The sequence below is a fragment of the Pseudomonas syringae KCTC 12500 genome (genome assembly GCF_000507185.2).
In the GTDB taxonomy this organism is placed as follows: domain Bacteria; phylum Pseudomonadota; class Gammaproteobacteria; order Pseudomonadales; family Pseudomonadaceae; genus Aquipseudomonas; species Aquipseudomonas syringae.
In genome coordinates, this window is the sequence record NZ_AYTM02000002.1 from 4,424,494 (window position 1) to 4,435,891 (window position 11,398).

The 11,398-nt window shown below is 59.7% G+C and carries 9 protein-coding genes and 1 pseudogene; 6 read left to right on the forward strand and 4 right to left on the reverse strand.

All coding sequences use genetic code 11. The features are described 5' to 3' along the window. Positions 1-18 precede the first annotated feature (18 nt). Positions 19-2,187 carry a TonB-dependent siderophore receptor gene (locus tag V476_RS20050; protein WP_024959180.1) on the reverse strand — a complete coding sequence of 723 codons (2,169 nt, stop codon included), beginning with the start codon at positions 2,185-2,187 and terminating at the stop codon, positions 19-21. 233 nt (positions 2,188-2,420) lie between these two features. Between V476_RS20050 and V476_RS20055 the strand changes: the two genes are divergently transcribed. From V476_RS20055 to V476_RS20070, 5 genes are all read left to right on the forward strand, one after another. Next, positions 2,421-3,980 (forward strand): cryptochrome/photolyase family protein, encoded by a 1,560-nt coding sequence (locus V476_RS20055; protein ID WP_080278411.1) that lies wholly within the window; start codon positions 2,421-2,423, stop codon positions 3,978-3,980. Beyond that, on the forward strand, positions 3,977-4,120 hold the full coding sequence (locus tag V476_RS27560; protein WP_080278412.1) for a DUF2256 domain-containing protein: 144 nt from the start codon (positions 3,977-3,979) through the stop codon (positions 4,118-4,120). Before V476_RS20055 ends, V476_RS27560 begins: the two co-directional genes overlap by 4 nt. A 146-nt stretch (positions 4,121-4,266) precedes the next feature. Continuing rightward, on the forward strand, positions 4,267-4,695 hold the full coding sequence (locus V476_RS20060; protein WP_003342934.1) for a DUF2231 domain-containing protein: 429 nt from the start codon (positions 4,267-4,269) through the stop codon (positions 4,693-4,695). After that, a complete protein-coding gene (locus tag V476_RS20065) occupies positions 4,692-5,984 on the forward strand; it encodes a PQQ-dependent sugar dehydrogenase (protein ID WP_003342936.1) in 1,293 nt (430 codons plus the stop codon). The genes V476_RS20060 and V476_RS20065 overlap by 4 nt, the downstream gene beginning before the upstream one ends. A 260-nt stretch (positions 5,985-6,244) precedes the next feature. Beyond that, positions 6,245-7,444 carry an MFS transporter gene (locus V476_RS20070; RefSeq protein ID WP_024959182.1) on the forward strand — a complete coding sequence of 400 codons (1,200 nt, stop codon included), beginning with the start codon at positions 6,245-6,247 and terminating at the stop codon, positions 7,442-7,444. A gap of 73 nt (positions 7,445-7,517) precedes the next feature. Here the strand turns inward: V476_RS20070 and V476_RS29420 are convergent, their stop codons facing one another. The 3 genes and pseudogenes from V476_RS29420 to V476_RS20080 all read right to left on the reverse strand — a co-directional run bounded on the left by V476_RS29420 (position 7,518) and on the right by V476_RS20080 (position 10,422). Next, a complete protein-coding gene (locus tag V476_RS29420) occupies positions 7,518-8,576 on the reverse strand; it encodes a methyl-accepting chemotaxis protein (RefSeq protein ID WP_428838815.1) in 1,059 nt (352 codons plus the stop codon). Between the two features lie 81 nt (positions 8,577-8,657). Beyond that, positions 8,658-9,158: pseudogene (locus tag V476_RS29425) on the reverse strand (MCP four helix bundle domain-containing protein); the annotation flags it as partial. A gap of 268 nt (positions 9,159-9,426) precedes the next feature. Next, entirely contained in the window at positions 9,427-10,422 is a 996-nt protein-coding gene (locus V476_RS20080; RefSeq protein ID WP_003342942.1) for an aldo/keto reductase, read from the reverse strand. A 169-nt stretch (positions 10,423-10,591) separates the two neighbouring features. On the opposite strand from V476_RS20080, the gene V476_RS20085 reads away from it, so the two are divergent. After that, positions 10,592-11,314, forward strand: coding sequence for a haloacid dehalogenase type II (locus V476_RS20085; protein WP_024959184.1), 723 nt, complete (start codon positions 10,592-10,594; stop codon positions 11,312-11,314). Positions 11,315-11,398 lie beyond the last annotated feature (84 nt).

Sequence of the window (11,398 nt, forward strand, 5' to 3'; positions counted from 1 at the left end):
TAGCAGCGGGGATCAGGTTCAGAAGCTGTATTTCGCCGTCAACGTATAGCTGCGCGGGTTGCCGTACACGTCGGTGGAGCCCCATACCGAACTTGCGCCAATTGCCGTGTAGTAGGTGCGGTCGAAGATGTTGTTGGCGTTCAGTTGCAGGTCTAGGTTCTTGCTCACCTGATACCCTGCCATCAGGTCGGCGACGGCGTAGCTACCCTGTTCCAGGCGATAGCTGCCATCGGTGAGCGCGATGTCGTTGTACATGCGGCTCTGCCAGTAAACGTTGCCACCGACGCGCATTTTCTCCAGTGCACCCTGCAGACGATAGACCGTCGACACCTTGAACAGATGCTCGGGTGTGTCGGTGTTGAATTGCTGGTTCTTGTTCGCCGGATCGGCGTCCTTGAGGTAGTGGGTGCGGGCGTAGGTGTAGCCTGCGCCGACTTGCCAGTTCTCGGTCAGCGCGCCTTGCAGTTCCATCTCGATGCCTTGGCTGCGTACCAGACCGGCAGCGTCGTAACAGGTCAGAACCGCGCAGCCCGCCTGGGTCGGCGACTGGGTCTTGAGGTTTTTCTGGTCGATCTGGAACACCGCCAGGGAGGTGTTGAGCGCGCCGTTGAAGTATTCACCCTTGATACCGACTTCATAGTTTTCGCCCACCACCGGCTTGAGCACCTTGCCGGACAGGTCCTGTGCGCTCTGCGGCTGAAAGACGTCGGTGTAACTGGTGTATAGCGAGTGGTGTTCATCCAGCTTATAGATCAGCCCTGCGTAGCGCGTCAGGTTACGGGTGACTTTGTAGTCTTCATCGCCGACGCGGTCATCGTAGTCGTACCAGTCCAGACGGCCGCCGAGGATCAGGGTCAACGGATCGGCCAGGCTCAGGCGCGTGGTGAGATAGACCGCATCCTGGGTGGCAATGCTGTGCGTCTTGCCATTGCGAACGAAGTCCGGCTTTGGCGCGCCGATGGGCAGGCCGGTGTCGTAGGGGCTGTACTCGTTGCTGGTCTGGTCGTACACGCGCCGGCTGGTGCCGACCACCACTTCATGAGTGCGGCCGAAGGCCTCGACCGGCCCACTGGCGTAGGCATCGAAGGCGGTCTGCTGCTCTTCCGGCTTCGACTGGTAGGCCGTGGTTTCCAGCGGGCCGTTGTAGCGAGACAGGTAGGTCCCCGAAAACAGGCCGTCCAGCGACGAGCTCGAGCCTGCTACGCGCAGTTTCCAGTCGTTGTCAAAACGGTGCTCCAGCTCACCGAACACGGTGTCTATCTGGATTTTCTTGTTTTCCCAATCCGAGCCGGAATAGGTGGAGCGCGGCAGGTTCAGGTGGTGACCATCGACGCCCAGGGGCAGGCCGCCCCAGAAGTAGTTGGTCTGATCTTCCTGACGAGACAGGCCCAGGGTGGCGGTCGTCGCGTCGCTCAGATCGGCTTCGACCACCCCGTAGAACACGCCGTGATCGCTCTTTTCCTTGTCGCGGAAACTGTTGGCATCCTGGTAGGAGCCGACTATGCGGCCGCGAACCGTGCGGCTGTCGTTCAGTGGGCCGGACGCATCGAATACGCCACGGTAATCGTCCCAGCTCCCCACCGTGCCGGTGAGGGTGACCTGTGGCACGGCGGTAGGGCGCTTGCGCACCATATTGATCGCTGCCGAAGGATTGCCAGACCCTGTCGCCAGGCCAGTCGCGCCCCTGATCACCTCGACATGATCGAACATGGCCAGATTGGGTTGAACGCCTGCCGTGTAGCCCGAGTACGAGGCGGGCAGGCCGTCGTACATGATGTTGTCGATGTCGAAACCGCGCGACGTGTAGGTTTGCCGACCCGGTCCGCTGGACTGGTCCAAAAACAGTCCCGGCGTATACCTCACCACGTCATTGATGCTGGTCATGGCCTGATCGTCCATGCGTTGACGGGTGACGACCGTCACGGCCTGCGGCGTTTCACGAATGGTCAGCGGCAACTTGGTCGCGGTCTGCATCGGGCCGGTGGTGTAGGACTGACTGCCCTCGGTTGTGGAGCCAAGTTGATCGCTGCTGATCTGCGTGGCACCCAGCTCCATGGTCGTGGCGGGCTGTGCTTCGCCAACCTGTTCTCCAGCGGCAAAGGCTGCCTGTGTGGTGGCAGCCCAGATGCCCATGGCCAGCAGACCCGGTGTGAAACGATTACGGCTTTGCGATTGTTGCCCCGACATGAACCCGACACTCCCTCGACGCCCTCCATGGCAGGATGATAATAATGTTGATAATGGTTCGCATTAGTGTGACAGGTTGTTTCGTACAGAAAAAGACACTGCGAACAAATAGTTAACAAAATTTTCACATTTCCACTCTGAGGCCGGGCGTGGGTCGCCCTGCGGTCGGGCAGGTATCCCATCGAAAAACGCTATGAAAATCTTGTACATGAAATTACATTGGTACAAGTTTTATGGCCGCGGAGCCTCTTCCATTGACCCAAGCCCCTCGTCTCCACCTGATCCTCGGCGATCAGCTTTCCTTCGATCTCGCATCCTTGGCGGGTCTGATCCCCGAGCGCGACACGGTCCTGATGGTCGAGGTCATGGAAGAGGCGAGTCATGTGCCGCATCACCCGCAGAAGATCGTGCTGATCTTCAGCGCTATGCGGCATTTTGCCGAGGCGCTGCGTGAGCGTGGTGTTCGGGTGCAGTACGTCATGCTCGATGATCCGCAGAACACAGGGTCGGTGCCGGGTGAGTTGCAGCGTTGGCAGGCCCTGTTGCGAGCAGAAGAGCTGCACGTTACCGAGTGTGGCGACTGGCGTCTGGAGCAGTCGATCAAGGACTGCGGGTTGCCCATCCAGTGGCACGCCGATACGCGCTTTCTCTGTTCCCGTGACGAGTTCTCGTCGTGGGCGCAAGGCAAGAAGCAGTTGCGCATGGAGTTCTTTTACCGGGAGATGCGCCGCAAAAGCAGGCTGCTGTTGAACGGCGACGGTACGCCGGTCGGTGGTGCCTGGAACTTTGATGCCGAGAACCGCAAGGCGCTGCCCAAGGGCATGGCCGCGCCTTATCCGCTGCGCTTTTCCGCCGACACCATCACCCGTCAGGTGCTGACGCTGGTGGGCGAGCGCTTTGCCAGTCATTACGGCTCGCTGGATAATTTCGACTATCCGGTTACGCACGCCGACGCTCAGGCGCTGTGGGAATACTTTCTGGACTATGGCCTGGCCGGTTTCGGTGATTATCAGGACGCTATGGCCACTGATGAGCCGTTTTTGTTTCATGCGCGAATCAGCGCTGCGCTGAACATCGGGCTGCTGGATTTACGCCAGGTGTGCAGTGACGTTGAATCCGCCTATTGGTCGGGCAGGGTGGGGCTGAATGCCGCCGAAGGTTTCATTCGCCAACTGATCGGCTGGCGGGAATATGTGCGTGGCGTCTATTGGCTGAAAATGCCCGATTACGCGAGCGGCAATCTGTTCGGTAACAGCCGGCCGCTGCCCGAGTTTTACTGGACCGGCGAAACCAAGATGAACTGCATGAGTCAGGCGATTGGCCAGAGCCTGAAGCACGCCTACGCCCACCACATTCAGCGCCTGATGGTGACCGGCAACTTTGCCCTGCTTGCCGGCATCGTGCCGGAGCAGATCTGCGAGTGGTATCTGGCGATCTACATGGACGCCTTCGACTGGGTCGAGCTGCCCAATACGCTGGGCATGGTCATGCATGCCGATGGCGGCTATCTGGGCTCCAAGCCCTATTGCGCTAGCGGCCAGTACATCAAGCGCATGTCTGACTATTGCCGCGGCTGTGCGTACAAGGTCACTGAAAGCACCACTGAGGATGCCTGCCCGTTCAATGCGCTCTACTGGCATTTCCTGATGCGCCACGGCGACCTGTTACGTCGCAATCAGCGCATGGCGATTATCTATAAGAACCTTGATCGTATGGCTGAGCCCAAGCAACAGGCGCTGTGGGAGCGGGGCGAGCATTTGCTGGCCAGGCTGGATGCCGGAGAAGCGCTTTGAAAAAGAGTGAGTTGCCGGTCAAAACCTGTGTGGTCTGCGGGCTGCCGTTCACCTGGCGCAAGAAGTGGACGCGCTGCTGGGATGAGGTGCTTTATTGCTCTGAGCGTTGCCGGCGAAACAAGCGCACTGCACGCGAGTAGCGTTTTCAACATATTTCGAAATGAAAAGCGCTGAACTATCGCTTGCTCAGCATGATCCTTCCTTATGCGCATTCAGCGCGACCCCGACCTGCCAGTACATCCGCACTGAGTTTTGATCCAGGGTCGCCGAACGAAAAGGAGCCGTCATGACCGTAACCACCCATCCCGTCTACCGCTACACGCCAGGCCCGCTACATGCGACCTTGCTTGCCGGAACCGTGCCTTTGTTTCTTGGCGGCTTGCTGAGTGATATTGCCTACTACCAGACCTTTCAGATTCAGTGGAGCAACTTTGCCGCCTGGCTGATTGCCGGAGGCCTGTTGTTCTGCGGGCTGGCGTTGCTGTTCGCGTTGGTCAATCTGGTTCGCGCCGATCACAAGGCCGGTCGTCCCGTGGTGTACTTCCTGTTGTTGCTGGTTACCTGGGTGCTGGGTCTGGTCAATGCCTTCGAGCATGCGAAAGACGCCTGGGCGGTCATGCCGTCTGGCCTGATCCTGTCGGTCATTGTCACTGTTCTGGCCTGCGTTGCGACGTGGACCGGGCTCACCAGCCTGCGTTCCGGAGGTGCAGAATGAGAAATATCCACGCATTGACTGCATTGAGCATGGCGCTGCTGCTGAGCGCCTGCGGTGGTGAAGCCGACAGCACTCAGGCGCGCGGACCGGATCCGAAGCTGCCGGACCCGCAACGCGGCCTGTTGCCGAGCATGAAGATTGCCGAACCGACCGCATGGGGCGATCAGAAGCCTGCCGTGCCTGAGGGTTTCAGCATCACGGCGATTGCCAGTGACCTGAATATTCCGCGCCAGTCCATCGTCTTGCCCAATGGCGACATCATCGTTGCCGAAGGACGCGGCGGCAGCGCTGCCAAGCTCAAACCCAAGGACGTGATTGCCAGCGTCATCAAGGCCCAGGGCAACACCAAGGTCAAAAGCGGTAATCGTCTGACACTGCTGCGGGACGCGGACGGCGACGGCAAGTACGAGCTGAAGACGGTCTTCGCCGAGAACCTCAATGCGCCTTATGGCCTGGCCTTCGCGAACGGCAAGCTGTACGTAGCCAACCAGGATGCGCTGGTCAGCTTCGATTATCAGGAAGGCCAGACCAAGGCCAGCGGTGAACCTACCAAGGTCACCGACTTGCCTGCGGCGATCAACCACCACTGGACCAAGGCGCTGACGGCAAGCCCTGATGGCCGCTACCTTTATGTCGGTATCGGCTCGAACAGTAACGTGACCGAGCGCGGCATGGAGGTCGAGATCGATCGGGCGATGGTCTGGCAGATCGACGCCGCCACCGGTGCCCACAAGCCTTATGCGACCGGTCTGCGCAACCCGACAGCACTGGCGATTCAGCCGGGCACCGGGCAGTTGTGGACTGTGGTCAACGAGCGTGACGAACTGGGGCCTGATCTGGTTCCGGATTACCTGACCTCGGTGAAGGAGGGCGCGTTCTACGGCTGGCCTTACAGCTATTGGGGCCAGAATGTCGACACGCGTGCCCAGCCGCAGAATCCGGCCAAAGTCGCTGCGGCGATCAAGCCTGATTACAGCCTCGGTTCGCACGTCGCCGCACTGGGCGTGTCGTTCTCGATCCCGGCCATGGGCGACAAGTTTGCCGACGGCGTGTTCGTTGGTGAGCACGGCAGTTGGAACCGCGATAACCCGGTGGGTTACAAGGTGATCTTTGTGCCGTTCAGCAATGGACGTCCTGCGGGCGAGCCTGTGGATTTCGCAACCGGTTTCCGCGGAGCTGACGGTAAGACTCGTGGCCGGCCGGTCGGTGTGACAGTTGATCCGAAAGGCGCACTTATCATCGCTGACGACCTGGCAAACACCGTCTGGAGAGTGACCCGCAACAAGTAGGTCACATGGCCTTGGGTCGTTGTTGAGTGATCGTTCCCAAGCTCTGCTTGGGAACGCCGTTCGTGAAGCTCTGCGTCAACCATGCAACCTCGACGCAGAGCATCGGCCGGATGGCCAGTCCTGGCTGGGCTTACCTTGCGTCATCCACACACAATTCTTTCGCAAGGTGGCTTCGATACGGACTTACACGTTAGGGTTGGCCGCTTCCACGCGCTGGCCCGAGCGGCCGGTCGCTGACATCCCTGAATTCTGGAACCGCTGTGAGTCGCTTTGAAACCGCTGGAAACGTAAAAACAAAACCCGCTTCATGGTGGGCCGTTGGCAGCGTATCGCTTGGGTCGTTCGCCACCGTCACCACTGAATTTCTGCCGGTCGGGCTGCTGCCCGATATCGCTCGCGACCTGGGAACCAGCATCAGCCAGACAGGCTTGATGATGGCCGTTCCCGGCATCCTTGCGGCCATCTCGGCACCGTCCTGTATTGCCCTGTTCAGTCATGTCGACCGCAAGCGCCTGTTGCTCGGGCTGCTGTCGATATTGCTGGCATCCAACCTGATCGTCGCGTTGTCTACGCACTTCTGGCTGACCCTCGCAGGCAGGGTCCTGCTCGGCTTCGCGCTGGGGGGATTCTGGACGATTGCCGGGTCACTCGGGCCGCGCTTGAGGCCCGGCAAGGAGGGCGTTAAGGCCACTGCTTATGTGCTGGCGGGCGTCTCGATTGGCACTGTCGCCGGGATTCCGGCCGGTACGTTGATCGGTGAAGCCTTCGGCTGGCGGGCAGCTTTTGAAACAGCGGCAGTGGTCACGGTTGCAGTGGGGTTGTTGATCGCAACCTTCCTGCCTGCGTTGCCGGGCGAGCGTTCCGCCGGCATCAGCCAGATGTTGTCGCTGGCTGGCGAGCAGCGCATTCGTCGCATGTTCGCCGCCGCACTGTTGATCTATGTCGGGCACTTCGCGGCTTACACGTACCTCGCGCCCTTCGTGCAGGAATTCGCGCATATTCAGGGTCAGGCGCTGGGGGCATTGCTCTTCGCGTTCGGCCTGGCGGCGGTTGCAGGCAATCTGGCCGGTGGAGCCCTGGCGGCCAGAAGCGCGCCGTCCTCGGTGCTGATCATGACCCTGCTGATGCTGGGTTCGCTGACGGCGCTGCTGATGTTCGTCGGTAACCCGTGGCTGCTCTGGCCGGTGATTCTGGTCTGGGGGTTCGCTTTCGGGATGATCCCCATCACCACACAGATCTGGTGTTTCGAGGCTTCCAATGATCGTGTCGAGGGCGTTCAGGCGTTGCTGGTGTGTGTGGTGAATCTGTCGATTGGCGGCGGGGCGTTCATTGGTGGTGTGGTGTCCGGTCGGGCCGGCTTTACCGCTGCCATCGTGATCGGCGCGGTATGTGCCGCGCTGTCCATGCTCACCGTGATACTGGCGATGCGCAGCTTAAGACCGGTCAGTTGCATAGACTGATCTGCCGATAATGGGATACCGCGGCAACGCTGAATGCATCGTCGCGATACCTCATCACACCCTAATTAAACCCTCAGCCTGCCTTGAAAAACGCGACCTTGCGGGTCAGGCGATCGGCGAGCTGCGCGAGCTCCTCACTGGCGGTTGCCACCTGCTGCGATCCATTGGCAGATTTGAGTGTCGAGTCGTGGATGCTGGTGATGTTTATCGCAACGTCTTCTGCCACCGCACTCTGTTGAACCGACGCGCTGGCGATCTGCGCGTTCATGTGATTGATCGCACTCACTTCCTGATTGATTCTCGACAAGGCGCTTTGGGCATTGCGTGTCTGTTCCACGGCACGATTGACCAGTTCACAGCTGTCGCGCATGTTCTGTGCCGCAGTTTCAGTACCGCCCTGCAGCGTGCTGATCATGTTCTGAATCTCCTGGGTCGACAGCTGAGTGCGATTGGCCAGCGAACGAACCTCATCGGCCACCACCGCAAAACCTCTGCCATGCTCGCCCGCGCGGGCGGCTTCAATGGCCGCGTTGAGCGCCAGCAGGTTGGTTTGTGAGGCAATCGAGTTGATCACCTCGATCACCTTTTCGATCTCCTCGCCGTGCCGTGAGACCTGCTCCACGGTACTGGTCGTTTCAGTCAGCGTGGCCGCCAGTTGTTCGATGGCAGTAGTCGTGCCTTCGACGAGCGTGTTGCCGTTCGCCACCTCACTGTCAGCCAGACGTGCAGCGTCTGCGGCCTGTGCTGCATAGCCCGACACTTCACTGACCGTCGCAGCCATCTCGCTGATGGCGGTGGCTACCTGTTCGGCTTCACGGGTCTGCACCATGATCTGCGCATTGTTGGCGGAGGAGGCCGCCGACAGCACGGTAGAGGACTGGCTGACCTCTTGAGCGGCCATTCGTACGTCGGTGATGGTTTCCGAAAGACGGTTTAGCGCTGTTCTCAGTACGCCCATGACGCTGTCGGGATACGCCGTGGTGATGGTTTGCTGCAGATCGCCCGCTGCCAGTCGGCGAATGGCTTCGGCAACTTCAACCGGTTCTGCGCCAAGGGTCTTTTTCACGAAGCGGATGATGAACGCCGACAGCACGATGCTCAGCAGCACGGCGAACGCTGTGGCGAGCAGCATCAGGCCACGGAACTGGCTGGCGGTTGCCTGCACGTTATCCAGATGAACCCTGATCGAGGCTTCCTCATTATCGATGAGCGCGTTGATACGCTTCAGCCATTCGCTGTAGTTACCGGACGTCTGGCTGAGCAACAAGGCCTGCGCACCGGCGATGTCTCCGGCACGGCGCAAGGCAATCACGCTCGTGGTAGAGCTGAGCGTTTGCTGTTCGATCTCCTTGATGCCGCGCAGCAATTGGCGCTCTTCGGCACTGACATTGGGCTTGGTGAACAACTGCTCCATCGGTACGGCCGAGTCGACATAGTCCTTTTCAAGACGGGTCATCTCTGCCAGATGCAGCGCCAGGTCCTGGTCGTTGTTGACCAGTACAGCATCGCGCAGAGCGATCGCACGGTTATGCACGCTGCCCCGGAAGTTGATCGCATAGCGTTGCACCTTGGCGGCATTTTCGCCTACGTCTTCCAGGGTGCTGTCGATGAACCCGACCCGCTGAATGCCAACGGCGGTGATCAAGATGAGCAGCGAGACGACAGCGGCGAATCCCAAGCCGATGCGCGTAGCCAGAGAAACCTGATTTTTCATGGAATGAACCCGAGCGAGGCAAGAGAAGACGTCGAATTAAATAATGGCGAAGAGCCTTTATTCAGAATCGCCTGACAATAGCGCCCAGTCGACTCGTTGCCCAATAGATATTTGCGCACGGTGACATAGACAGGTGTTATTTCAGAACGGTATGACAGTTACGAAAGCGCGCGGTGCGATCTTTAGCGGCGCTCGTCGTCGCTGTGTGCCGCGGGTAACCGGCGAGGCTCATGACGTTCGCCGGTTCCGGGATTTTTTACAGCGTCGGTCAGACGAATCCGGTCACTGCATGGGGCACGTACGGAGCCTCGAGGCGTTTGATATCCTCATCACTGAGCACCAGTTGCAGCGCTGCGATGGCATCGTCCAGTTGCGTGGCCTTGGAAGCGCCGACGATGGGCGCGGATACACCGCGCTTGGCCAATACCCAGGCCAGTGCGATTTGCGCCATCGGCACCCCGCGCTCTGCGGCCAGCTGTTCCACGGTATCGATCACCCGACCGTCTTCCTTTTCCGTCGCCTCATAAAACGACTGGCCGGAAACGTCGGTTCTGGTCCGCTCGGTCTGCTGACCATGGGGCCTGGTCAGCCTGCCGCGTGCCATCGGGCTCCACGGCATCAGGCCGACACCCTGATCGATACACAGCGGGATCATCTCGCGCTCTTCTTCGCGATACACCAGGTTCAGGTAGTTCTGCATCGAGACGAACCTGCTCCAGCCATGCGCGGTCGCGACCTGCTGGGCCTTGGCGAACTGCCATGCGTACATGGAGGACGCGCCGATGTACCTGGCCTTGCCGGCCTTGACCACATCGTGCAGGGCTTCCATGGTTTCTTCGATGGGCGTGTCATAGTCCCAGCGATGGATCTGGTACAGGTCGACGTAGTCAGTGCCGAGTCGCGTCAGGCTCGCATCAATACTGGACATGATGGCCTTGCGCGAGAGCCCCTTTTCGTTAGGACGGGTCGAGCCTTCCCACATGTTCGCCGGAAAGAACACCTTCGTGGCGATGACGGTCTCGTCGCGACGGGTGAACTCTTTGAGCAATTTGCCGACGATGGTTTCCGAAGTACCAGCCGAGTAGCTGTTGGCCGTGTCAAAAAAATTGATGCCTTGCTCGACGGCGTGTCTGATGATCGGCCTGCTTGCTTCTTCGCCCAGTGTCCAGGGATGCGTTCCGGCATCGGGCTCGCCGAATGTCATGCATCCAAGGCACAGTCTGGAAATATCCAGCCCCGTGTTGCCAAGCTTTACGTAGTCCATGAATCCTCCGTCTATCGTTGATTGATCAGCCGTCGAGCCGTTTCGGTGCCGTCCATAACATTTACAGTTGGGGTAATGTCTGCCCGGAACAACTCGCTTTGGCGCGATTGGTTCTATAGTTCTAGTTCTGTAGAACTATAAGCGACTGTGCACGATTCGGGAGAGCAATATGGCCAGACTGGAACAGATAGGGTTTCTCGGTTTCGATGTATTCGGCACCGTTGTCGACTGGCGAAACGGCGTGGCGCGGGCCGCTGCGCCATTTCTGCAACAGCATGGCGTGAACGTCGACCCCCTTGATTTTGCCGATCAGTGGCGCGGTCTTTATCAACCTTCCATGCAGCGCGTGCGTGCGGGTGAGCGCCCGTACGTGACACTCGACGTGCTCAACCGGGAGAGTCTCGAAACCGTGCTGGCGCGCCACGATGTGGATTTCGGCAGCATCTCCGACGCCGAGCTCGCCGAGCTGAACAAGGCTTGGGAAAGGCTCGATCCATGGCCCGACTCGGTCGCAGGCCTGACCCGATTAAAGCGCAGATTCTCGATCGGTACGCTATCGAACGGACACATCGCCGGAATGCTCAACCTTGCGAAATTCGGCGGACTGCCCTGGGACGTCATCGTCGGCGCGGAGATCGCCGGCACCTACAAACCGATGCCCCAGACCTACCTGAGGTCTGCAAAAGCAGTGGGTCTGGCGCCGCATTGCGTCGCCATGGTGGCTGCGCATAACGCCGACCTGACTGCCGCACGTGCGAATGGCTTCAAGACCGTTTTCGTCCGACGTCCCGCCGAGCACGGGCCAGGCCAGACGTCTGATCTGACCGCCGAACAGGACTGGGACGTGATCGTCGATTCCCTGACCGAAGCGGCTGACGCGCTCGATTGCTGAAGCGCCATTACCCGGGCGGGCTAACACTTTGAGCGCCTGGAAAAGTCGCCGCCCGACACTGGAATTTGAAACAGATCCGGCGGC

Excerpts from the sequence above, each read along its gene's own strand:
- V476_RS20050 (WP_024959180.1), bottom strand. The coding sequence starts at position 2,187 with ATGTCGGGGCAACAATCGCAAAGCCGTAATCGTTTCACACCGGGTCTG.
- V476_RS20055 (WP_080278411.1), top strand. The coding sequence starts at position 2,421 with ATGGCCGCGGAGCCTCTTCCATTGACCCAAGCCCCTCGTCTCCACCTG.
- V476_RS20060 (WP_003342934.1), top strand. The coding sequence starts at position 4,267 with ATGACCGTAACCACCCATCCCGTCTACCGCTACACGCCAGGCCCGCTA.
- V476_RS20065 (WP_003342936.1), top strand. The coding sequence starts at position 4,692 with ATGAGAAATATCCACGCATTGACTGCATTGAGCATGGCGCTGCTGCTG.
- V476_RS29420 (WP_428838815.1), bottom strand. The coding sequence starts at position 8,576 with ATGCTGCTCGCCACAGCGTTCGCCGTGCTGCTGAGCATCGTGCTGTCG.
- V476_RS20080 (WP_003342942.1), bottom strand. The coding sequence starts at position 10,422 with ATGGACTACGTAAAGCTTGGCAACACGGGGCTGGATATTTCCAGACTG.
- V476_RS20085 (WP_024959184.1), top strand. The coding sequence starts at position 10,592 with ATGGCCAGACTGGAACAGATAGGGTTTCTCGGTTTCGATGTATTCGGC.